The sequence below is a fragment of the Brevundimonas sp. P2_A6 genome (assembly GCF_056404975.1).
Genome location: NZ_JBFUCZ010000001.1, coordinates 887,077 through 908,239, shown reverse-complemented (window position 1 = coordinate 908,239; position 21,163 = coordinate 887,077). Strand labels below are relative to the sequence as shown.

20 protein-coding genes are annotated in these 21,163 nt (G+C 67.4%); 12 read left to right on the top strand and 8 right to left on the bottom strand.

Translation table 11 applies throughout. From position 1 onward, the window contains the following. Positions 1-4 precede the first annotated feature (4 nt). Complete coding sequence (locus AC1DW4_RS04595; RefSeq protein ID WP_477016045.1) at positions 5-802, top strand: DsbA family protein; 798 nt, start codon at positions 5-7, stop codon at positions 800-802. Here the strand turns inward: AC1DW4_RS04595 and AC1DW4_RS04590 are convergent. Continuing rightward, entirely contained in the window at positions 799-2,472 is a 1,674-nt protein-coding gene (locus AC1DW4_RS04590; protein ID WP_477016044.1) for a hypothetical protein, read from the bottom strand. The two genes, AC1DW4_RS04595 and AC1DW4_RS04590, sit on opposite strands and share 4 nt — an antisense overlap. A gap of 103 nt (positions 2,473-2,575) precedes the next feature. Between AC1DW4_RS04590 and AC1DW4_RS04585 the strand changes: the two genes are divergently transcribed. Continuing rightward, a complete protein-coding gene (locus AC1DW4_RS04585) occupies positions 2,576-3,139 on the top strand; it encodes a CDP-alcohol phosphatidyltransferase family protein (protein WP_477016043.1) in 564 nt (187 codons plus the stop codon). A 31-nt stretch (positions 3,140-3,170) separates the two neighbouring features. Here the strand turns inward: AC1DW4_RS04585 and AC1DW4_RS04580 are convergent, their stop codons facing one another. The 3 genes from AC1DW4_RS04580 to thiS all read right to left on the bottom strand — a co-directional run bounded on the left by AC1DW4_RS04580 (position 3,171) and on the right by thiS (position 4,791). Beyond that, positions 3,171-3,671: a DUF3224 domain-containing protein gene (locus AC1DW4_RS04580; protein WP_477016042.1), complete on the bottom strand. Its 501-nt coding sequence runs from the start codon at positions 3,669-3,671 to the stop codon at positions 3,171-3,173. 72 nt (positions 3,672-3,743) lie between these two features. Then, the gene (locus AC1DW4_RS04575) at positions 3,744-4,553 is read right to left on the bottom strand and encodes a thiazole synthase (protein ID WP_477016041.1); all 810 of its coding nucleotides are present in this window, start codon (positions 4,551-4,553) and stop codon (positions 3,744-3,746) included. Positions 4,554-4,593: 40 nt separating this feature from the next. After that, the gene (thiS, locus tag AC1DW4_RS04570; protein WP_477016040.1) at positions 4,594-4,791 is read right to left on the bottom strand and encodes a sulfur carrier protein ThiS; all 198 of its coding nucleotides are present in this window, start codon (positions 4,789-4,791) and stop codon (positions 4,594-4,596) included. 116 nt (positions 4,792-4,907) lie between these two features. Here thiS and AC1DW4_RS04565 point away from each other — a divergent pair, with 116 nt between their 5' ends. The 4 genes from AC1DW4_RS04565 to aat are packed head-to-tail and all read left to right on the top strand — an operon-like array spanning position 4,908 to position 7,976. Beyond that, positions 4,908-5,387 carry a type II 3-dehydroquinate dehydratase gene (locus tag AC1DW4_RS04565; protein ID WP_477016039.1) on the top strand — a complete coding sequence of 160 codons (480 nt, stop codon included), beginning with the start codon at positions 4,908-4,910 and terminating at the stop codon, positions 5,385-5,387. Between the two features lie 5 nt (positions 5,388-5,392). Continuing rightward, a complete protein-coding gene (gene accB / locus AC1DW4_RS04560) occupies positions 5,393-5,902 on the top strand; it encodes an acetyl-CoA carboxylase biotin carboxyl carrier protein (protein ID WP_477016038.1) in 510 nt (169 codons plus the stop codon). Between the two features lie 3 nt (positions 5,903-5,905). After that, positions 5,906-7,258: an acetyl-CoA carboxylase biotin carboxylase subunit gene (gene accC, locus AC1DW4_RS04555; protein ID WP_477016037.1), complete on the top strand. Its 1,353-nt coding sequence runs from the start codon at positions 5,906-5,908 to the stop codon at positions 7,256-7,258. A gap of 52 nt (positions 7,259-7,310) precedes the next feature. Next, positions 7,311-7,976: a leucyl/phenylalanyl-tRNA--protein transferase gene (gene aat / locus AC1DW4_RS04550; protein ID WP_477016219.1), complete on the top strand. Its 666-nt coding sequence runs from the start codon at positions 7,311-7,313 to the stop codon at positions 7,974-7,976. On the opposite strand, the gene AC1DW4_RS04545 is transcribed toward aat, so the two are convergent. Both AC1DW4_RS04545 and AC1DW4_RS04540 read right to left on the bottom strand, forming a co-directional pair. After that, positions 7,943-8,620 (bottom strand): DUF2155 domain-containing protein, encoded by a 678-nt coding sequence (locus AC1DW4_RS04545; RefSeq protein ID WP_477016036.1) that lies wholly within the window; start codon positions 8,618-8,620, stop codon positions 7,943-7,945. The genes aat and AC1DW4_RS04545 overlap by 34 nt on opposite strands. After that, positions 8,617-9,009: an NADH:ubiquinone oxidoreductase subunit NDUFA12 gene (locus AC1DW4_RS04540; protein ID WP_477016035.1), complete on the bottom strand. Its 393-nt coding sequence runs from the start codon at positions 9,007-9,009 to the stop codon at positions 8,617-8,619. The genes AC1DW4_RS04545 and AC1DW4_RS04540 overlap by 4 nt, the downstream gene beginning before the upstream one ends. A 205-nt stretch (positions 9,010-9,214) precedes the next feature. On the opposite strand from AC1DW4_RS04540, the gene AC1DW4_RS04535 reads away from it, so the two are divergent. From AC1DW4_RS04535 to AC1DW4_RS04525, 3 genes are all read left to right on the top strand, one after another. Next, positions 9,215-11,980, top strand: a complete 2,766-nt coding sequence (locus AC1DW4_RS04535) for a TSCPD domain-containing protein (protein ID WP_477016034.1) — start codon at positions 9,215-9,217, stop codon at positions 11,978-11,980. A 66-nt stretch (positions 11,981-12,046) separates the two neighbouring features. Beyond that, the gene (locus tag AC1DW4_RS04530) at positions 12,047-12,529 is read left to right on the top strand and encodes a pentapeptide repeat-containing protein (protein ID WP_477016033.1); all 483 of its coding nucleotides are present in this window, start codon (positions 12,047-12,049) and stop codon (positions 12,527-12,529) included. Positions 12,530-12,603: 74 nt separating this feature from the next. Then, positions 12,604-13,503, top strand: coding sequence for a pentapeptide repeat-containing protein (locus AC1DW4_RS04525; RefSeq protein WP_477016032.1), 900 nt, complete (start codon positions 12,604-12,606; stop codon positions 13,501-13,503). Between the two features lie 19 nt (positions 13,504-13,522). Here the strand turns inward: AC1DW4_RS04525 and aspS are convergent, their stop codons facing one another. After that, a complete protein-coding gene (gene aspS, locus AC1DW4_RS04520; protein ID WP_477016031.1) occupies positions 13,523-15,313 on the bottom strand; it encodes an aspartate--tRNA ligase in 1,791 nt (596 codons plus the stop codon). 198 nt (positions 15,314-15,511) lie between these two features. Here aspS and AC1DW4_RS04515 point away from each other — a divergent pair, with 198 nt between their 5' ends. Genes AC1DW4_RS04515 through AC1DW4_RS04505 form a run of 3 tightly spaced genes read left to right on the top strand, consistent with a single transcriptional unit; the run spans position 15,512 to position 19,934 of the window. Further along, positions 15,512-16,210 carry a P-loop NTPase family protein gene (locus tag AC1DW4_RS04515; protein ID WP_477016030.1) on the top strand — a complete coding sequence of 233 codons (699 nt, stop codon included), beginning with the start codon at positions 15,512-15,514 and terminating at the stop codon, positions 16,208-16,210. Positions 16,211-16,233: 23 nt separating this feature from the next. Next, positions 16,234-18,450 carry an RNA degradosome polyphosphate kinase gene (locus AC1DW4_RS04510; protein ID WP_477016029.1) on the top strand — a complete coding sequence of 739 codons (2,217 nt, stop codon included), beginning with the start codon at positions 16,234-16,236 and terminating at the stop codon, positions 18,448-18,450. Further along, positions 18,447-19,934, top strand: a complete 1,488-nt coding sequence (locus AC1DW4_RS04505; RefSeq protein WP_477016028.1) for a Ppx/GppA phosphatase family protein — start codon at positions 18,447-18,449, stop codon at positions 19,932-19,934. Before AC1DW4_RS04510 ends, AC1DW4_RS04505 begins: the two co-directional genes overlap by 4 nt. 15 nt (positions 19,935-19,949) lie before the next feature. On the opposite strand, the gene rnd is transcribed toward AC1DW4_RS04505, so the two are convergent. Then, on the bottom strand, positions 19,950-21,098 hold the full coding sequence (gene rnd, locus AC1DW4_RS04500; RefSeq protein WP_477016027.1) for a ribonuclease D: 1,149 nt from the start codon (positions 21,096-21,098) through the stop codon (positions 19,950-19,952). Between the last annotated feature and the right edge of the window lie 65 nt (positions 21,099-21,163).

Sequence of the window (21,163 nt, the reverse complement as noted above, 5' to 3'; positions counted from 1 at the left end):
ACCCATGACAGAATCGCCCCCGACCGACCCCAGGCCTGCGACGAAGCGCGACCCGCTGGACTGGTTCGGGTCGGGACGCGGTGGTGCGGCGGCCCTGGCCGTGGCGGTGGTGGCGCTCGGGTTCTCCGTGGCCCCCTATGCGACGGGTGGGGACTTCGGGTCCAGGGTGCGCGCCTATCTGATGGCCAATCCCGCCGTGCTCGACGAGGTGGTTCAGGCCCGCGAACAGGCCGAGGCGAACAATACGGTTCAGAAGATCAACGCCGCCGTCGCCGCCAATCCGGCCCTGATGACCGCCGACTCGCGCGACCCGTCGTTCGGCCCGGCCGACGCCAAGGTCACGGTGGTGGAGTTCTTCGATTTCCGCTGCCCGGGCTGCAAGGCGGTGGCCAAGGACTATGTCGCCCTGATGCAGGCGCATCCGGACGTTCGCTTCGTCTTCAAGGACTGGCCGATCCTGGATCGCGGCGACGACACCACCTCGAACTATGCCGCCCGCGCGGCCCTGGCCGCCCATCAGCAGGGCAAATATCTGCCGGTCTATCAGGCCCTGATGGCCGAGAACGGCCTGACGCGCGACGCCGTGAATCGGGTGCTGGCCGAGAACGGGGTGGCGATGCCCCAGGCCCAGGCGGCCATCGGCTCGCCCGAGATGAACCGGCACCTGGCCGATATCCACACCACGGGCGCGACCCTGGGTCTGGTCGGGACGCCGACGTTCCTGATCAACGGCAAGACGACCTCCAGCATCGCCCCGGCCGAGGTTCTGGCCGCCATCGAAGCGGCCAAGGCCGCCGCTTAAGCCAGCTTCAGGCTCATTTCGCCGCCGATCCATTCGACGCCGGCCTTGGCCCGCGCCACCTCGGCCGCCGCCGCATTCCCCAGGGCCGTTTCGGCTTCGGCCAGGACGAAATAGCTGTAGGGGTCCATCGGCCAGTCGGTCAGCAGTTGCTCGATCTTGGCCTTGGCCCCGACGGCGTCGCCGTTGGCCAGCATGGCGGCGGCCAGGCTACGGCGTGTCGGATACCAGATGACAGGTGGGTCGCCGCCCTCGTCGTCCTGGGCCTGGATTTCGGCGGCACGGGTGAAGGCGGCGATGGCGGCGGGCGCATTGCCTTCGATCATGGCGGCGCGGCCTTCCAAGACGCGCTGGGATACCTCCATGAAATCCTTCATCTTCTGGCCGTTCTCCCCGGGGACGTCGATGGCCTCGCGGATCGCCTTGACCGCATCCGCCTCGGCCCGCACCGATCGCGCATCGCCCGTCCGCGCGGCGGCCTCGCCCCGACCGTAGTGCCAGCTGGCGCGAAGCAAGGGTCGGTCCGCCGGGGGTTCGCCCAGCCCGGCGACCTGTTCCGGCGTGCCAAAACGACCGAAGATGGCATAGGCGTCATTGGCCATCAGCTGACGCCAGACCGCATCGCCCGCGATCTCGGGATAGGTGGTCAGGAAATCCCGCGCCAGCGCCAGACCGTCTGCGACACCGCCCGCCATCAACGCCCCGCCCATGCCGAAATGCAGGTTGTGACCGTGCAGGGGCATGCCGACGACCCCGCCCGGCGGTGTCGCCAGTTCGTTGTAGCGCTTGTCCAGACCGACGGCGTTCACATTGGCCCGCATCGCGTCCTTGTAGCGACCGACGCGATAGAAGGTGTGCGACGGCATGTGCACCAGATGGCTGGCGGAGGGGGCCAGAGCCGCCAGCCGCTCTCCATAGGGGATGGCCTTGTGCGGGTCGTCCGACCATTCGGTCAGATGGATATACAGGTGGATGGTCCCCGGATCGTCAGGCGCGCGGGCCAGCGAGTTCTCCAGGATCGACATGGCGCGGACGATGCCGTGGTCCTTGGGCTTGCCCTCGTCGTCCCACCATTCGTCGGCCTGCAGCATCCAGGCGTCGGCGGCGACCGCCGCGATCATGGGATCGTCCTGTGCGCGGCGCTGCACCCTGTCCATCGCGCGGGCGAACCGGACGCCACGCGTCGTCTTCGATCCCGAATAGCGCTGGATCATGGCGTCGATCATCTGGCGTTGCAGCGCGGTTGCGTCGCGGCCCCGCCGCCTTGCCAACTGGGCCAGTTCCCGGCCCGCGTTCATGGACTGGTCGTCCGTGCCCCCGCCGTTCAGGTTCGGCCCCAGCGCCCAGGCCTCACCCCAGGCACACATGCCGCAATCCGGATCGAGCGCCCGGGCCTTACGGAACGCGCGTACCGATTCCGTGTGCTCGAACGCCCAGCGCAGCCGTACGCCGTGGTCGAACCAGGCCTGCGCTTGCGGATTGTCGGTATCGACCTTCCAGGTCTCGGCCCCGAATCCCTCGACCATGACCATGTCGGTTTCCGATGGCGCATCAAGCGCCGACCCAAGCGGTCCGCAGCCGCGAGGAGTGCGGATCAGGGCGGCGGCGGCGGCGGCGTCAGCCCTGGCCGTGGTCGCGTCGGCGACCGTTACCGGCACGGCGAGGCCGAGCATGATCGCTGTAAATCCGAGCAACCGATTTCGCATGGGTGAGCCTCCGGCCCGATCTTGCCTTGAAAGCTGGCGAACTGTCACCTGTCTGCGTTATGGCGCGAAGATGAAGCCGGCCCTCATTCCCTGGACCCTTGTCGTCTTTCGGCTGTTGGCGGGTCCCGCCCTGGTCGGCGTGGCCTTGCTGCAGGTCGGCTTCGCCGCATGGGCCTGCGTCGCCCTGCTGTCGCTCGGCGTGCTGTCGGACATCTTCGACGGCATCGTCGCGCGGCGATTGAAGGTTTCGACCCCACGGTTGCGCCGCTACGACAGCCGGGCCGACGTCGTTTTCTGGGCCAGCGCGACGATCGCGGTTCACCTGATGCACCCGTCACTGCTCGCCTCGACCTGGCCAATCATCGCGGCACTGATCGTCATGGAAGCGATCAACCATGCTTTCAGCTTCGCGCGGTTCCGGCGCGAGGCCTCGCCCCATCACTATCTTTCGAAGGCGTTCGGACTGGCGCTGTGGGCGCTGTTCATCGCCCTCTTTATCACAGGCCGGGCGGGCTGGCCGCTCTACGCCGCCTTTGTTCTTGGTGCCCTTTCTCAGATCGAGGCCTTCGCCATCACCGCGAGGCTGACGACCTGGCGCTGCGATGTCCCGACCGTCTTCAGCCTTCGTCGCTAGACCACGGCCGCACGGCACAAGCGCGCCTGGCTCAGTGCTCGGGCAGTCGATACGCCAGGTCGTAATGATGCACCCCGTCGACGACCGTCAGGTCGAAGTCACCCGCCAGACCCGTCAGTTCGCCCGTTCCCGACCCCGGGACGACCGTGATCGAGAGGCTGTACCCGTCGGCGTTGATGTCGCCTCGATGCGCCAGCAGGAAGGCGCCCGATCGCCCGTCCAGCGTGCCTACGACGCGTTCCAGGGCCACGTAGGTGCCACTGGTTTCGACGCCGGGAGGGCCGCCCGCCAGCATCTGGCCCGCCGACGTCCCGACGATTCCCCCTTCGAATGTCTTGGACAGCACGTATCGAGACAGCCCGAGCCCGGCCTCCACCTGCTCTTCGTCGCCCGGCGTCATCGTCACCGCGAACGTGCCCGTCGCGTGTCTCATCTCGCCCTCCTGCGCGCGCGCCGAACCGACGGCGAACATCCCGGCCGTCATCAGAACCACCGTGGCGATCAGGGCGACATAGCCTCGAACCGTCAGCATCCGCATCGTCGCCCCCCGTGAACGTTTCGGGAACAAGGTGGTCGTTCCGCACGCCGCCGTCAATCGTCGAGTTCAGATCAACCCGCCCAGGGGCGACGACGGGTCTGCGTACATTTTCTTGGCCATTCGGCCTGCCAGATAGGCTTCACGCCCGGCGATGACCGCGTGCTTCATGGCGCGGCCCATGCGGATCGGGTCCCGCGCCCCTGCGATGGCGGTGTTGGCGATCACGGCGTCGCAGCCCAGTTCCATGGCGATGGTCGCGTCCGAGGCCGTGCCGACGCCCGCATCGACCAGCACGGGCACCGTGGCCTGCTCGACGATCAGCCGGATGTTGACCCGGTTCTGAATGCCCAGGCCCGATCCGATCGGCGATGCCGCCGGCATGATGGCGGCGGCCCCCGCCTCCTCCAGACGCTGGGCCATCACCACGTCGTCGGTGCAATAGACCATCACGTGGAAACCGTCCTTCACCAGCAGATCCAGCGCCCGGAGCGTTTCGATCATGTCGGGATACAGGTGCGCCGAGTTGGACAGAACCTCCAGCTTGACCAGGTCCCATCCCCCCGCCTCCCGCGCCAGCCTCAGCGTCCGCACCGCGTCCTCGCCCGTGAAGCAGCCGGCCGTGTTGGGCAGGAAGGTGAACCGGTCCGGCTTAAGATAATCGACCAGCATCGGCTGGGACGGATCGCTGAGGTTCACCCGACGCAGCGCCACCGTGACGATGTCGGCCCCCGCCGCCTCGGCCGCGGCAGCGTTCTGGGCGTAGTCGGCGTATTTGCCGGTCCCGACGATCAGGCGTGACGAGAAGGTGCGACCGGCGACGGTCCAGGTGTCGGATGCGGCGTCTGTGGCGACCGGCGTGCTGAAGGGAGCGTTCATGCCGCCTATCTAGGCCCGCTCCGTCAGATGCGAAACCCGCTCAGCCCCCGCCGACGAACTGAACCAACTCGATCCGGTCTCCATCGGAAATCGGCGTCTCGCCATACAGCGACCGGGGGACGATGGTCAGGTTTCGCTCCACCGCGACCTTGCGCACGTCGAAACCCAGTTCCTCGACCAGTTCCCGCACCGTCCGCGCGGCCACCTCGCGCGTATCTCCGTTGACTTGAATGCGCATGTCGTTACGTCAACCCGATCCGATCCGGCGCGTCCTCGGCTTTGACGAGACACGCCGTTCCGCTAAAAGGCCGCCCCACCGAAGCGGTCCAGCCGTCGCCAACCCGTCCGGAGCGAATGCCCGAAACCCCCGTCCTCTACGTCCTGAACGGCCCCAACCTCAACCTTCTGGGTGAGCGGGAGCCGCACATCTATGGACGCGAGACCCTGGCCGACGTGCAGGCGCTGTGTGAGGCGGCAGCGGAAGGTGCCACGGTCGTGTTCCGCCAGACGAATCGCGAGGGCGAACTGATCGACTGGGTGCAGGAGGCACGCACCGAGGCGCACGCCCTGATCCTGAACCCCGCCGGCTATGGTCATACCTCGATCGCCCTGCTGGATGCACTGAAGGCCCTGACCATCCCCGTGATCGAATGTCACCTGTCCAATCCGGCGGCGCGCGAGGAATTCCGGCGGGCGTCCTACGTCTCCCTCGCCGCGACGGGCATCGTCTCGGGCTTCGGTGCCCAATCCTATGAACTGGCCGTCAAGGCCGCGCTTCGGCTTGTGGGGGAACGCAAGTCCTCCACCGACCGTTTGAACTCAGACAAGGCATAGCTTCCATGGCGACCGAAAAACCGCTGAAGAACGAACCATCGACCGAGATCGACGCCGCCCTGGTCCGCCAGCTGGCCGATATCCTGAACGACACGTCCCTGACAGAAATCGAGGTGGAGCGTGGCGAACTGCGCATCCGCGTCGCCCGCGAGATCACCGCCGCGCCGGTGATGCAGTATGCCGCCGCCCCGATGGCCCAGGCAGCGCCAATCGCTCAGGCACCCGCCGCCGCTCCGTTCTCAATGCCGTCGGACCCCGCCACCATAGTCGCCAAGTCGGGCGAGCAGGTGAAGTCGCCGATGGTCGGCACCGTCTATCTGCAGGCCTCGCCGGAAGCGCCCGCCTTCGTCCAGCCGGGCGACAAGGTGAAGAAGGGCCAGACCCTGCTGATCATCGAAGCCATGAAGACCATGAACCCGATCCAGGCCCCGCGCGACGGCGTCGTGGCCGACATCCTGGTCGGAGACGCCCAACCCGTCGAGTTCGGCGAACCCCTCGTCCTGCTCGAGGCGTAAGCCATGTTTACCAAGGTTCTGATCGCCAACCGCGGCGAGATCGCGCTGCGCATCCACCGCGCGTGCAAGGAGATGGGCATCTCCACCGTCGCCGTGCACTCCGAGGCGGATCGCGGTGCCATGTGGGTGCGGCTGGCGGACGAGAGCGTCTGCATCGGCCCGGCGCCCGCCGCGAAATCCTATCTGAACATCCCGTCGATCATCGCGGCGGCCGAGATCACCGGCGCCCAGGCCATCCACCCCGGCTACGGCTTCCTGTCCGAGAACGCCCGCTTCGCCGAGATCGTCCAGGCCCACGGCATGACCTTCATCGGCCCGACGCCCGAGCATATCCGCGTCATGGGCGACAAGATCACGGCCAAGCAGACGGTGCTCGAGGCGGGCATTCCCTGCGTCCCCGGCTCGGCCGGCGAGGTCGAGACGATCGAGGACGCCATCGAGGCCTCCAGGACCATCGGCTTCCCGCTGATCGTCAAGGCGGCGGCGGGCGGTGGCGGGCGCGGCATGAAGGTCGCGCTCACGCCCGATGATCTCGTCGAGGCCGTCCAGACCGCCCAGACCGAGGCCAAGGCCGCCTTCGGCAACGGGGCCGTCTATATGGAGCGCTATCTCCAGAAGCCCCGTCACATCGAGATTCAGGTCGTTGCCGACAGCCACGGCAACGTCGTTCACCTGGGCGAGCGCGACTGCTCGCTGCAGCGCCGCCACCAGAAGGTGCTGGAAGAGGCCCCCTCGCCCGCCCTGTCGGCCGCCGAACGCGTCGCCATCGGCGAAACGGTCAATAAGGCCATCGGAGCGATCGGCTACCTCGGCGTCGGCACCATCGAGTTCCTGTGGGAAAATAACGAGTTCTTCTTCATCGAGATGAACACCCGCCTCCAGGTCGAACACCCCGTCACCGAGGCGGTGACCGGCGTTGACCTGGTGCGCGAGCAAATCCGCATCGCCGCCGGGCTGCCGCTGAGTTTCACTCAGGACGACATCCATTTCGAGGGCCATGCCATCGAGGTCCGCATCAACGCCGAAAACTCTGAAACCTTCGCCCCCTCGCCCGGCACGGTCACCGACTTCCATGCCCCCGGTGGTCTGGGTGTCCGGCTGGATAGCGCGATCTACGCCGGCTATGCGATCCCGCCCTATTACGACAGCCTGATCGGCAAGTTGATCGTGCACGGTCGCGACCGCGCCGAGTGCATCGCGCGCCTGAAGCGCAGTCTGAACGAGATGGTCATCGGCGGCGTCGATACGACCATCCCGCTGTTCCAGCGGCTGCTTGCCGAACCGGACATCCTGTCAGGCGACTACGACATCCACTGGCTGGAAAACTGGGCGAAGCGGCAAAAGGGCGCGGCCTAGGCGCGGTTCGGGGAGGCGTGTGGTGACCGATCCTGCCGCCTCCGCCTTTCCGTTGCCGGGTTCCTTCAGCGCCGACGTCCTGCTTGGCTGCTACGCACAGGGCGTGTTCCCGATGGGCGAGGGTCGGGATGACCCACGGGTCTTTCTGGTGGAGCCCGAATTACGCGGCGTGATCCCGCTGGAAGCCGTCCATATTCCCGCCCGGCTTCGCAGAACGGTTCGCGCGGAGCCGTTCGTCGTCCGTGTCGACACCGCCTTCGCCGCCGTCCTGGACGCCTGCGCCGCCCCCTCGCCAGGACGCGAGGACACCTGGATCAACGGACCCATTCGCAGGCTCTACATTGAGCTCAATGCCCGAGGGCATGCACACAGTGTCGAATGCTGGCGTGAGGATGTGCTGGTCGGCGGGCTCTATGGCGTGACCCTTGGCGGGGCCTTCTTCGGCGAGAGCATGTTCAGTCGCGCCACGGACGCCTCCAAAGTTGCCTTGGTGCATCTGGTCGCGCGATTGCGCCAAGGCGGCTGGCGCTTGCTGGACGCCCAGTTCCGGACGCCGCACCTGGATCAGTTCGGCCTGATCGAGATGCCGCAGGCCGAATATCTGAACCGTCTCGCCGATGCCCTGCAGTTCAGCCCGGAAACGAGCCGTCTGGTCGACTGGCTGTCAGGGCAGGATGCCGTGTCCTATGCCTTGCAGCCCACGATCCAGGCATCATAGATCGGATGCTGCAGGCCGCTGATGGCCGGCGTCGATGCGAACATCCAGCCCCTGAAGATTTGTCGGGGAGCCGCGCCGGGCGTCGCGCGCGGCTGCAGGGTGATGTCCAGATAGGCGATGGAGTCGTTCACCAGCTCGTTGTCGGCCGAGACCTCGCAGGCCCGCGCCGTGAAGATCAGGTTGTTGTTGAAGCGCACGGGCGGTCCGCCCACCTCGACCTCGAACCGCATGCTCTCGGCCGTGATCTTGTCGATCGCCTCGACGATCGCGACACGGCGGCGCTGTCTCGGCGTAGGCGTGTCGGCGGCCAGGCGCTTGGCCTTGTCCTCGTCGCTTTCGCCGTCTTCCTTATCCTTGTCGGCCTCGTCGGTGGCCGTGTCTTCGTCGGCGGCAGCCGTGTCAGCCAGCTCGGTCGTCTGGACCGCCGGGGCTGGAGGCGTGATGGCGATGGGCACGGCGGGCGCGGGGTCGCCGGCCGGCGCGGCCTCTTGGCCGGGATCCTCACGCAAGGCATCGCCAATGGGGTCGGCGGCCGGGCGGGCATCCTGCGGGGGAGCTTCCTGACGTCCACCGGCCACGACGGCCCCGGAGGCCGCCAGAACCACGGCGGCCGTGCCCGTCACGATCCAGCGGAACGGTGTCATTCGGGCTTCCAGGCTTCGTAGTCGCCGGTCGCCGCGGGACGAACACCCTCGGCGGCCAGCGACCCTTGCGGATGCCACGCCAGCGGAGTCCCGGTCATGTTGGGACGATGATCCTTTTCCCACCGGCGGCGCGGCAGGGGCGCCTCGGTCGGCGGTTCGTCAAAAGTATAATGCAGCCAGCCGTGCCAGTCGGGCGTCACCTTCGACGCTTCGGCATAGCCGTTGTAGACGACCCAGCGGCGCTTGCGTCCGTCGTAGCTGACGGTATCGCGCGACTGGTAATAGCGGTTGCCGTTCTCGTCGGTACCGATCAGTTCGCCGCGCTTGGCGATGGTGAAGAAGGTGCCGATCGTCGCGCCGGACGTCCAACCGAAGATTCTGCCGAGCACGAGGCCTATCCAGTCCAGATCCGGATCGGCGGGAGGCCCGATCCACGTTTCCGATCATAGAAACCGGCCGCGCCCGCGTCCAGCACAGACCCAAAAACGCCGACGCCAACATCTTGGGGGTAACCTCGGCGTGACCCCCCACATCTATTGCGGATTGCCCGCGACGCGCCCTACGCTGGCGCAACGATCCTGTCCGGGCCCGCGAATGCGCTTTACCCCCTTCCTGTCCGAGATGACCGGCACCGTCGCCTGTGAGGCGCGCGAGATCGAGCGTGCCAACCGCATCGTTCGGGTCATGGCGCCCGCGAGTTGGAGCGACACGCGCGTCGAGGCCTGGCTGGACTGGCACGATCGTTCGCCTGACGACTGGCCCCGGCTGGAAAACGCGCCGGGCCGTCTGGGTTCCGGCGCGCCCGCCATCCTCGACGGTGCGCTCGACCGCTGGGCTGCGCGACTCGCCGCCTGGGGCCGGGCCTCCGGCATCTTCGCATCCACCGCCGACGCCGACGTCTTCGCAGCCGAGCTGGTCGCCAGCGTGCTGCTGGATCTGGCCGCCCCCTCGTCGGTGCTGATGGAAGGCGCCAGGACGCCGCCCGGTGCAGGGGACGCCGGTGCGCCGACCCGAAATGCGACCGTCTTAGACCTGGACGACCCACTCGTGCGTCACCGCTTCGAAGGCGATACGGCGCGACTGCGGACCGCGCGGGTCACGGCCCATGCCCTGTCCGGCGTCACACGAACGCTGAAGGCGGTCACCGATTGCGTCCGGCGCTGCGACGGCCCGGCATCTGTTTGCGGCGACCCGGTGGCGAATCCGGCTTTGGCCCGTGCGGCGCTCGCGGCGCGGCGCGCAGGGGCCGACGACACGGCCATTCTCGACGCCATCGCCGGGCGACTGTTCTCGGCACCCGAGCCCGAGCTGACGGGACAGCCGCGCATCGTCTCGGTCGGCCATCCCGGCGCGCCCGTTGACGCGCCACTGCGGGCCGCCGCCGACGGAGCCCTCGCTGACGAAGTCCTGGTGGCCTTTTCCCTGCGCGACGCAGAGGCCCTGGCCGATCTGTCGATCGCGCCAGGGTGCGCCGTGTCGCTTCCCGCCATCGCCGCGACCCTGCCCGATCTGGTCTCCGCTCTGGATACCCTGGCCCGGCTCTGGGCGACGGCGCTGGAGGTCGAGGTTACCTGTGGCTTCTCGGCGGACGGCCGGTTGGCCCGTCGACGGCATGCGGTTCGTCCGATCGTGATCACCCTGGTGGGGGGACTGGAATGGCTGGTAGGCCAGTCGGACAGGGCCAGTCCCGAAGGGGCCTTCACGGCTGCGGCCGGGCTTCTGGCCGCATCGGCGTCCCTGGCGTCCAGCGAACTGGCCAGAACCCTGCGGCCCGCGAGCGGCTGGCCCAGCGCCGCCGAAGAGGTCATCGCCGCGCTGGGAGCGAGAGAGGCTCATCTCGCCATCCTCGACACCGAGGTCGGCCGCGCGGCCGCCCTGCGAACCGCCCAGGCGCTCGCGGCGGCTCAGGCCGACGGTCGACGGCACAGCCTGATCGCCGCCGTCGCCGTCGACGCCGAGCGCGATCTGCGTCTGGGCGTATCGGCGCTCTGCGCGGTGGATCAGTTCCAGACCCGCGACGGAGACCTTGTCCGCAGGCTGCACCCTGCCCTGGCCCGTGCGATCGAGGCTCAGGACGGCGATGTCGAGAGCGCGGAGCGCTGGCTTCTGGGCCGCCGCACGCTGGTGGACGCACCGGGGCTCGCTCATGCCGACCTGCTCGCGCGTGGCTTCACCGACTCCGAACTGGACGCCGTCGAAACGGCCCTGGACCACGTGGAACGCCTGGAACAGGCCTTCATGCCGCCGATTCTCGAGGCCGGCTTCGTTCGGGATGTCCTGGGCGTGGACGAGGATACGTTCGCGCAAGGCCGGCTGCTCAGCCTCATTGCGACGCCCGAGGCGATCGCCGCCGTGGGTGCCTATGTGTTCGGCCATCACGATCTCGCGGGCTGGGCCGATGCGCCGCCCCGCCTGAGGACGCTTCTGGCCGATACAGGCTCAGCCGCCGCCGAGCTGACCCGCCTCGCCGAAGCCTTCAGCGACGTCGCTGACGTGACAGCCATCGAACTGCCCAGCCGAGCCGGCATCGGGGCGGCCATGGCCACCTTGAGCCAGGCCGCGTCCGAGGGACGCCGTGCCGTGCGCCTCTCTCGCCGTGAATCATCGGGCGAACCCCTGCTGCTCCTGCCGGAAGCGGAGGCGCCCCGACGCGCGCCGGAGATCCCTCTCCCGCCGCCCCCCATCAAGGAGCGTGTGGTGGAACGAGTGATCGAACGCGTCCGCACCCGTCGCAAGCTGCCGGACCGCCGCAAGGGCTATATCCAAAAGGCGGCCGTGGGCGGCCACAAGGTCTATATCCACACCGGGGAGTACGAGGACGGCGAACTCGGCGAGATCTTCATCGACATGCACAAGGAAGGGGCCGCCTTCCGCAGCCTGATGAACAACTTCGCCATCGCCATCTCGATCGGCCTGCAATACGGCGTGCCGCTGGACGAATTCGTCGACGCCTTCGTCTTCACGCGCTTCGAGCCTGCGGGGCGCGTCACGGGCAACGATCGCGTCGGGTCGGCGACCTCGATCCTCGACTATATTTTCCGAGAGCTCGGCGTCAGCTATCTGGACCGAACCGAGCTGGCCAATGCCGACGCGGAGCCGCTGGACGCCGATGGCCTGGGCTCCGGCAAGGCCGACGAACTGGTCCCCGCCGCCCGCTTCATCTCCAAGGGCTTCGCCCGGGGCACGACGCCGGACAACCTCGTCGTCCTGCCCTTCGGCCGCAAGGCCGAGCCCGAGGTCAGTCCCTATGACCTGCGCGAGGCCGAGGCCTGTCCGGCGTGCGGCGACTTCACCTTGCAGCAGCGGGGTGGGTCCTGGATCTGCGACACCTGCGGGATTGCCCCGTCGATGCGGGGCTGAGGCCAGGCGGCCTCAGCAGATTTTAAGGATATTCGGTCAGGCTGCGCGCCGTATCCGGAGTCCGCCATGAAACGTCTCGTCCTCGCCGCCGCCGTTCTCGCCATCGCCACGCCTGTGCTCGCCCAGAACGCCGGACAGATCGCGCGCGTGCGGGGCGGTGCAAGCTGCGCCGGCTGCAACCTGTTCCAGGGCGACTTCAGCGGGCTGGAGGCGCGGGGTCTGAACCTGTCGGGCTCGCGCCTGCGTCAGGCGGACCTCAGCCTGTCCGTCATGAACCGCACGCGCTTTTCCAACACCGACATGCGCGATGTGGAGGCCTATGGCGGCGTCTTCTCAAGTTCCAGCTTCAATGGCGCGAACCTGACCAATGCCTCCTTCGTCGGAGCCTATCTGGAAGGTGCCAGCTTCAACGGCGCGAGCCTGACGGGCACCAACTTCTCCGGCGCCCAGCTGGCCCGCGCGACAGGCCTGACCCAGAGTCAGCTGAACCGGGCCTGTGGCGACGGATCGACCGTCCTGCCCGGTTCGCTGCGCATTCCCGCCTGCTGAAAGACCCCATCCTTACCGCGATTTAAGTAGGGTTTCGCGACGCGAGCGGGCATCTAGAGGGCGTGAAACAGTCCGTGACCCACTCCAGTCGTCTGAACGCCGCCTTCGCCGTATTGGCCTTGTCGGCCGGCCTCGGCGGCCTTGCCTCTCCCGCCTCCGCCGGCGTGCAGTTCACACTCCAGGACCGCGAGGTCGCCCGCATGGTCTCGCTGGGCGGATCGTGCAATCGCTGCGAGCTGTCGGGTCGCAATCTGTCCGGCGCGACCTTCACCGGCGCCACCTTCATCTCCGCCACCCTGGTGGGAGCCAACCTTCGCGGTGCCGAACTGGTCGGCTCCAACTTTTCGGCCAGCGACTTCACCAGAGCCGATCTGCGGGGTGTGCAGATTCAGGGCTCGAACTTCTCGGGCTCGAACTTCACCGACGCCGTCCTGACCGGGGCGGAAGCCACGGGGGCGAATTTCAATCGCGCAAACCTGACCAACGCCAATCTGTCGGGGGCCGAACTCCAGGGCGCCAATATGAGCGGCGCCGCCCTGGCCCGCGCCAATCTGTCCGGGGCCGAACTTTTCGGCGCGACCCTGGCCAATCTTTCGGCACGCGGGGCATCGTTCGCCGGTGCCGAGCTGAATGCGGCCAACATGGCCGGCGGCGACTTCGGGTCGGTCAATTTCAACGGGGCTGAACTGGACGGTGCCCGTCTGGCCAACGCCACCTTCCGCGGCGCGAGCTTCACCGATGCGTCGATGAGCCGGACCGACATTCGCGGTGCCGACCTGTCCGGCGCGCGCGGCCTGACCCAGGCCCAGGTATCGGAGGCTTGTGGTGACGGTTCCACTCGGCTTCCGGCGCGGCTGACCGTCCATAGCTGCGCCAACCGGATCACGGTGCGCGCTCCGGCCCCACCGCGCCCACCCGCACCTCCGGCATCGCCCCGCCGGAACATCATCATCGCGGACGGCGGCGAGCCCTAGGCTCACCGCCTGACGATCCTCAGACCTTCAGCGGCATCGCCGTGCGGATGTGGACATCCTTCAGCTGACGCTCGCCCGCCTCGGTCGGGGCGTTCATCAGCAGATCCTCGCCCTGCTGGTTCAGCGGGAAGGCGATGACCTCGCGGATCGCGACCTGGTTGGCCAGCAGCATGACGATGCGGTCGATGCCGGGCGCCAGACCGCCGTGCGGCGGCGCGCCATAGCGGAAGGCGTTCAGCATGCCGCCGAACTGCTCCTCGACCACAGAGGCGTCATAGCCCGCGATCTCGAAGGCCTTCAGCATGATCTCGGCCTTGTGGTTCCGGATCGCGCCCGAGCACAGCTCATAGCCGTTGCAGACGATGTCGTACTGATAGGCCAGGATATCCAGCGGATCCCTGGTGTTCAGCGCCTCCAGCTCGCCCTGCGGCATCGAGAAGGGGTTGTGACTGAAGTCGACCTTCTTTTCCTCATCCGACCACTCGAACATGGGGAAGTCGACGATCCAGCAGAACTCGAACCGGCCCTCGTCGATCAGCTTCAGCTCGGTGCCCAGACGCGTGCGGGCCGAACCGGCGAACTTGTAGAAGACCTTCGGATCGCCCGCGACGAAGAAGGCCGCGTCGCCCTTGCCCATGCCGAGGCCTGACATCAGGGCGTCGGTGGCCTCGGGCCCCAGGTTCTTGGCGATCGGCCCGCCCCATGCGCCATTGTCGTCGGACCAGAAGATATAGCCCAGCCCCGGCTGGCCCTCGCCCTGCGCCCAGGAGTTCATCCGGTCACAGAAGGCGCGCGATCCGCCGCCCGGCGCAGGAATGGCCCAGACCGCATTCTTGGTGTCCGCGCCCAGGATCTTGGCGAACAGGCCGAACCCGCCGTCGCGGAACGGCTCGGACACATCCGCCATCTTGATCGGGTTGCGGGTGTCCGGCTTGTCGGTGCCGTACCAGGCGATGGAGTCGCGATAGGGGATGCGCGGGAAGGGATAGGGCGTCACCGACTTGCCGTCGGCGAACTCCTCGAACACGCCGTGCATGACGGGCTCGATCGCGGCGAAAACATCCTCTTGCGTGACGAAGCTCATCTCGACGTCGAGCTGATAGAACTCCAGCGACCGGTCGGCCCGCAGGTCCTCGTCGCGGAAACACGGCGCGATCTGGAAATAGCGGTCGAAGCCCGAAACCATCAGCAGCTGCTTGAACTGCTGCGGGGCCTGCGGCAGCGCATAGAACTTGCCGGGATGCAGGCGCGACGGCACCAGAAAGTCGCGGGCCCCCTCGGGCGAGGACGCCGTCAGGATCGGGGTCTGGTATTCCAGGAAGCCCTGGTCGACCATCCGACGACGGATCGAGGAGATCACGCGCGACCGCAGGACGATGTTCTTGTGCAGGGTCTCGCGGCGCAGATCGAGATAACGGTGCTTCAGCCTCAGTTCCTCGGGGTATTCCGGCTCGCCGAACACCGGCAGCGGCAACTCGGCGGCCTCGGACAGCACCTCGACGCCCGTGACGCGCAGCTCGACCTCGCCCGTCGGCAGGTTGGCGTTGACGACCGAGGCGTCGCGGACAACGACCTCGCCGTCCACCCGGATCACGCTCTCGGCCCGCAGCCGCTCGACGGCCTCGAAGCCTGGCGTCTCGGGGTGAAAGACCAGCTGGGTCAGGCCGTAGTGGTCGCGCAGGTCGATGAACAGCAGGCCGCCGTGGTCACGCTTCCGGTGCACCCAGCCCGACAGCCGCACATTCGATCCGGCGTCGGTGGACCGAAGGGCACCGCAGGTGTGGGAGCGATAGGCGTGCAGGTCTGACATCGAGGGCGATTTCGTCTGAGAACGGCCCGCCGAAAACGGCGGGCGCGGCTGGAAATGGAAGCGGCGTAGGGCGCATCAACGCCCCCGAAAGTCAAGGCGGCGCGGGCCATAGGACACATCCACAGGCCCCGATCGTCTGTCCACGGCACGAACCGATGCCGTATCGGGACAGTCGCACCGATCTGCTATGAAGTCCCCATGTCGGCGCGCCTGCCCCTTCGCGATCAGCTCAGACTGCCTCTGACCACCGATGTGGTCGGCGCGGCGGCCGCGTTCGTGCGCTCCCCGTCCAACGCCTATGCCATGGACGCGCTGGCGGCATGGCCCAATGAAGCCGGCCGGGTCATGGCCCTGTGCGGCCCGGCCGGCTGCGGCAAGAGCCATCTGGCGGCGCTGTGGGCCGAGCGGGTCGGGGCCATCCCGCTGAACGGCGCCGAGGCCGCCCTGACCGATCCGCTGGAGCTGGAGGGCCGCCCCGTCCTGCTGGACATCGCCCAGGACGCGGATGACGAGACCCTGTTTCACCTCATCAACCTGGCCCAGCATGACGGCGGCGCGCTGTTGATGGTCTCGCGCCCCTCCCCCCGCCGTTGGGCGGTCCAGGTCCCGGACCTGCGCTCGCGCCTGGATGCGGTCCGGGTTGTCGCCATGGAAGCCCCGGACGATGCGGTCATGTCCGCCATCCTCGCTGCGCGATTCGCCGAGCGCAGCATCACCCCGGCCGACGGGGTCATCGACTATCTGGTGCTGCGGATCGACCGCTCGGCCGAAGCCGCCACCGCCATCGTTGCGCGGCTGGACGAGGAGCACCGCCCGGTGACCCGCGCCCTGGCCCGCCAGGTGCTCGACGCCAGCGCCGATCTGTTCGAAGCTGGCGACGAAGGGTTGCAGCCGTAACAATCGGGCCTCACAACCGACCCATGTCCGACGCCGCCATCGCCGACCCGACACGGGGAGAGGAAGTCCCCTCCTCTCGCGCGCCCCAGTTGAACCTGGACGAGGCGCTGATGGCCTCGCCCGAGCGGTTCTTCAATCGCGAAATCAGCTGGCTGGCCTTCAACGCCCGTGTGCTGGAAGAGGCGGCGAATCCCAACCACCCCCTGCTGGAACGCCTGCGGTTCCTGTCCATCTCGGCCAACAATCTCGACGAGTTCTTCATGACCCGGGTGGCCGGGCTGAAGGGTCAAGTGCGCGAGCGGGTGCGGGTCCTTTCGGCCGACGGACTGACGCCCGCCGAGCAGTTGGAGAAGATCAACGTCGCCGCCGGCGAGCTCATGGCCGAGCAGCAGGAACGCTGGCGTCAGCTGCGGCGCGAACTGGTCGGGGCGGGCATAGAGGTGGTGCGCTCGACCAAGATCACCAAGACCGACAAGGACCGGCTGGAGCCGGAGTTCCTGAACCAGTTGTTCGCCGTCCTGACGCCGCTGGCCATCGACCCTGCGCACCCGTTTCCCTTCCTGCCGAACCTCGGCTTTTCGCTGGCGCTGAAGCTGCGGCGCAACCGGGATAACAAGACCCTGTATGCCCTGGTGCCCGTCCCCACCCAGGTGCGCCGCTTCTGGGAGCTGACCGGGGACGGACGCTCCGTGAAGGGACGCAGGCGCTTCGTCACGCTCGAAACGGTCCTGCTGATGTTCATCGAGCACCTGTTTCCCGGCCACGAAGTTCTGGAAAAAGGCGTGCTCCGCCTGATCCGCGACAGCGACATCGAGATCGAGGAAGAGGCCGAAGACCTCGTCATGGAGTTCGAGGAGGCGCTGAAGCAGCGACGCCTGGGCGACGTGGTGCGGGTCAAGATCGAGGCCTCCATGCCGGCCGACCTGCGCGACTTCATCATAGGCGAACTGGAGGCGGCTCCACAGGACGTCGTTCTGGTCGACGGGATGCTGGGTCTGGCCCAGTTGTCGGAGCTCATTCCGTCCGGCCACCCGGACCTGAAATTCCCCGGCTACGAACCCCGCTATCCCGAGCGGGTCCGCGATCAGGGCGGCGACGTGTTCGCGGCAGTGCGAGAGAAGGACATCCTGATCCACCATCCGTTCGAGAGCTTCGACGTGGTGGTCCAGTTCCTGCGCCAGGCCGCGCGCGACCCCAACGTCATCGCCATCAAGCAGACGCTGTATAGGACGTCCAAGGACAGCCCCATCGTCGCCGCCCTGATCGAGGCGGCCGAGAACGGCAAGAACGTCGTCGCCCTGGTCGAGATCAAGGCCCGCTTCGACGAAGAGGCCAACCTGCGCTGGGCGCGCGCCATGGAGCGCGCCGGCGTCCACGTCGTCTTCGGCTTCGTCGAATACAAGACCCACGCCAAACTCAGCGTCGTCGTTCGCCGCGAAGGCGACGGGCTGAAGACCTACTGCCATTTCGGGACGGGCAACTATCATCCGATCACGGCCAAGGTTTACACCGACCTGAGCCTGTTCAGCTCGGACCCCATCCTGGCCCGGGATGCGTCGCGCGTGTTCAACTACATCACCGGCTATGCCAGTCCTGAGGATCTGGAGGCGCTGGTCGTCTCTCCCCTCAACATGAAATCGACCCTGATCGAGCTGATCGGCAAGGAGATGTCGGCCGCCGCCAAGGGCAAGCCCGCCGCGATCTGGGTCAAGCTGAACGCCCTGGTCGATCCCGAGATCATCGACGCCCTTTACCGGGCCAGTCAGTGGGGCGTGCGGATCGAACTGGTGGTGCGCGGCATCTGCTGCCTGCGCCCCGGCGTGCCCGGCCTGTCAGAGAACATCCGGGTCAAGTCGATCGTCGGCCGCTTCCTGGAGCACAGCCGCATCATCTGCTTCGCCAACGGCCGCGACCTGCCGCACGACAAGGCAAAGGTCTTCATCAGTTCCGCCGACTGGATGACCCGCAACCTGGATCGCCGGGTCGAGATCATGACGCCGATCACCAACGTCACCGTCCACGATCAGGTGCTGGATCAGATCATGGTCGCCAACCTGAAGGACGACGCCCAGAGCTGGGTTCTGGGCGCGGACGGCCACTATACCCGCGTCCAGCCGATCGATCCGGAACGGCCCTTCTCGGCCCACAAATACTTCATGACCAACCCCAGCCTGTCCGGCCGGGGTCGCAAGGTGAAGAACAAGCCGCAGGAACTGCGCTACGACCGGCCCTCCCGATGACGGATGTGTTCACCGTCCCGCGCGAGGCGGCCGTTATCGACATCGGCTCGAACTCGGTCCGTATGGTCCTCTATCGTCTCGAGGGCCGGGCGATCTGGACGGTATTCAACGAAAAAGTCCTGGCCGGCCTAGGCCGCGACCTGTCCGAGACCGGTCGTCTGTCGGAGCCGGGTGTCGAAATGGCGATGACGGCGCTGCGCCGGTTCGCCGCCGTGCTGGAAGGCGTGCGCCCAGCCTACACCTTCGTCGCCGCCACCGCCGCGGTGCGCGAGGCCGAGGACGGTCCCGACTTCTGTGGCCGCGTGGCCGCCGAGACCGGGCTTCAGGTTCGCGTCCTGACCGGCGAGGAAGAGGCCCACTATTCGGCGCTGGGCGTCATGGCCGGCGACCCGCGCGCCGAGGGCCTGGCCGCCGACATGGGCGGGTCCAGCCTGGAACTGATCCGCATCGGAGACGGCAAGGTCGAGCCGGGCGTGACCCTGCCGCTCGGGCCCTTCGCCCTGGCGGACCCCAAGGGGTTCGATGCCAGTCGCCTGCGGGCCACCATCGCCGAGCGGCTGAAGCCCGTCAGCAAGCGGTTCAGCGCCGATGAGCTGCACGCCGTGGGCGGCGGCTGGCGCTCCCTGGCGCAGCTCCACATGGAAATGGGCGGCTATCCGCTGCGAATCGTTCACCAGTACGCCATGACTGCGGAGGATGCGCGCGGTGTCGCCCGCTTCGTGGCCCAGCAGTCAAAAGCCTCCCTGGACCGGCTGCCGGGCGTCTCGAAGCGCCGGGCCGAGACCCTGCCCTATGCGGCTCTGGTGCTGGAGGGGTTGATCGAGGCGCTGTCCCTGAAACGTGTCGTCTTTTCGGCCTGGGGCCTGCGCGAAGGCCTCCTCTACGAGACCCTGGATCGAGACGAGCCCCCGGTCGATCCGCTGATCGCCGGCTGCGCCGCGCTGGGTGCGCGTCAGGGCATAGCGCCCGCCCTGCCCGCCGCGCTGAATGCCTGGCTGTCCGACGTGATCGCCCAGTTGCCCGAGGCCTTTGGGCCAGACCGCGATCCGGTTCTGGCCGCCGCCGCCTGCCGCCTGGCGGACCTGGGGGCGCGCTTGCACCCCGATCACCGACTGGAGCTTGTGTTCGACCAGGTCCTGCGCGCACCGATTCCGGGTCAGACACATGCGGAACGCGTCTGGCTGGCTTGCGCGCTGAACGCCCGCTACGGCGGAAATGCCGCGACGCCCGCGCCCGAGGCGACCGATCGCCTGCTCAGTGAGGATGCCCGCGCCAGCGCCCGGGCTCTGGGTCTGGCCATGCGTCTGGGCTGCGACCTGTCCGGCCGTTCGCCGCAACTGCTGGCCAATGCCTCGATCACCGTCGCCAAGGGCCAGCTGAAGCTGACGGCCTCTGAAGGCTATGCCGACGTGCTTCTGGGTGAACAGACGCGCCGCCGCGCCAAGGCGCTGGCCGAGGCGATGGGCTTGAAGCTGGACATTTGAGCAGACAACGGCCCCCTACTCGATCTCAACGACCTCGACGCGCGGACCGTTCAGCACCAGCGCGATCTCGCCCCGCTTGAGCTTCAGTGCATCCTCGCCGAACAGCTGACGCCGCCAGCCCTTCAACGCGTCCACATCGGCAGCGTCCGAAATCGCGATCTTCTCCAGATCCGCGACGTTGGCGATCAGTTTGGACGCCACGCCCGCATTGTCACTCTTGGCCTTCAGCAAAACCTTCAACAGTTCGACCACCGACGGCGGCGCGGGCTGGTTGTGGGCCGGACGATCCATCTTGGGCGCATGAGCCTCTGGGTCCAGCATCACGCGCTTGAGCGTCTCGGCCAGTTCAAGCCCCAGACGCGAGCCGCCAAAACCCTTGGGCACCGAGCGCAGGCGGTTGAAGGCCTCGACATCCGTCGGGACCTGGGTCGCGATCTCGTCGATCGCTTCGTCCTTCAGGATACGGCCGCGCGGTTGATCGCGGTCCTGCGCCGCCTGCTCGCGCCACACGGCCGTCGCCTTGAAGGCTGCCAGGTATTTGGCGTTGTATTTCTTTGGCTTCAGCCGCTTCCATGCCTTGTCGGGCGTCGTGTCATAAAGGTCCGGATCGACCAGATCCTCCATCTCGGACGTCACCCAGTCCAGCCGGCCTTCCTTGGCCAGACGGTCCCGCAGCTTGGGATACAGCGCGGCCAGGTGCGTCACGTCGCCGATCGCATAGGTCAGCTGCGCCTCCGACAGGGGTCGCCGCGACCAGTCGGTGAACCGGCTGCCCTTGTCCAGATCGATGCGCAGCATCTGACGCACCAGCGAATCATAGGCGACCTGATCGCCGAAGCCCGCCGCCATTGCCGCCACCTGGGTATCGAACATCGGCTTGGGCATGGCCCCCAGCTTGACGAAGATCTCGGTGTCCTGTCGCGCGGCGTGGAAGACCTTCACGATCTTCGGATCGCGCAGGATGTCCAGGAAGGGCGTCAGATCCAGCCCCTCGGCCTGGGGATCGATGATCGCCTCGTGCGTCGGCGTCGCGGCCTGGATCAGGCACAGCTTTGGCCAGTAGGTCGTCTCTCGCATGAACTCGGTGTCGACCGCGATGAACGGGGCGTTCGCGACATCGGCACAGAACTGGACCAGCGCGTCATTGGTGGTGATCGGCGTCATTGAGATGCTATAGCGCGGCGCGACACGGTCGTGGCAAGAGCTGCGACACATTTCAGCACCCATTT

Excerpts from the sequence above, each read along its gene's own strand:
- AC1DW4_RS04575 (WP_477016041.1), bottom strand. The coding sequence starts at position 4,553 with ATGAACGCTCCCTTCAGCACGCCGGTCGCCACAGACGCCGCATCCGAC.
- AC1DW4_RS04580 (WP_477016042.1), bottom strand. The coding sequence starts at position 3,671 with ATGCTGACGGTTCGAGGCTATGTCGCCCTGATCGCCACGGTGGTTCTG.
- AC1DW4_RS04590 (WP_477016044.1), bottom strand. The coding sequence starts at position 2,472 with ATGCTCGGCCTCGCCGTGCCGGTAACGGTCGCCGACGCGACCACGGCC.
- AC1DW4_RS04535 (WP_477016034.1), top strand. The coding sequence starts at position 9,215 with ATGCGCTTTACCCCCTTCCTGTCCGAGATGACCGGCACCGTCGCCTGT.
- accC (WP_477016037.1), top strand. The coding sequence starts at position 5,906 with ATGTTTACCAAGGTTCTGATCGCCAACCGCGGCGAGATCGCGCTGCGC.
- AC1DW4_RS04595 (WP_477016045.1), top strand. The coding sequence starts at position 5 with ATGACAGAATCGCCCCCGACCGACCCCAGGCCTGCGACGAAGCGCGAC.
- thiS (WP_477016040.1), bottom strand. The coding sequence starts at position 4,791 with ATGCGCATTCAAGTCAACGGAGATACGCGCGAGGTGGCCGCGCGGACG.
- AC1DW4_RS04565 (WP_477016039.1), top strand. The coding sequence starts at position 4,908 with ATGCCCGAAACCCCCGTCCTCTACGTCCTGAACGGCCCCAACCTCAAC.
- AC1DW4_RS04545 (WP_477016036.1), bottom strand. The coding sequence starts at position 8,620 with ATGACACCGTTCCGCTGGATCGTGACGGGCACGGCCGCCGTGGTTCTG.
- AC1DW4_RS04505 (WP_477016028.1), top strand. The coding sequence starts at position 18,447 with ATGACGGATGTGTTCACCGTCCCGCGCGAGGCGGCCGTTATCGACATC.
- AC1DW4_RS04510 (WP_477016029.1), top strand. The coding sequence starts at position 16,234 with ATGTCCGACGCCGCCATCGCCGACCCGACACGGGGAGAGGAAGTCCCC.
- AC1DW4_RS04530 (WP_477016033.1), top strand. The coding sequence starts at position 12,047 with ATGAAACGTCTCGTCCTCGCCGCCGCCGTTCTCGCCATCGCCACGCCT.
- AC1DW4_RS04515 (WP_477016030.1), top strand. The coding sequence starts at position 15,512 with ATGTCGGCGCGCCTGCCCCTTCGCGATCAGCTCAGACTGCCTCTGACC.
- accB (WP_477016038.1), top strand. The coding sequence starts at position 5,393 with ATGGCGACCGAAAAACCGCTGAAGAACGAACCATCGACCGAGATCGAC.
- aspS (WP_477016031.1), bottom strand. The coding sequence starts at position 15,313 with ATGTCAGACCTGCACGCCTATCGCTCCCACACCTGCGGTGCCCTTCGG.
- AC1DW4_RS04585 (WP_477016043.1), top strand. The coding sequence starts at position 2,576 with ATGAAGCCGGCCCTCATTCCCTGGACCCTTGTCGTCTTTCGGCTGTTG.
- rnd (WP_477016027.1), bottom strand. The coding sequence starts at position 21,098 with ATGACGCCGATCACCACCAATGACGCGCTGGTCCAGTTCTGTGCCGAT.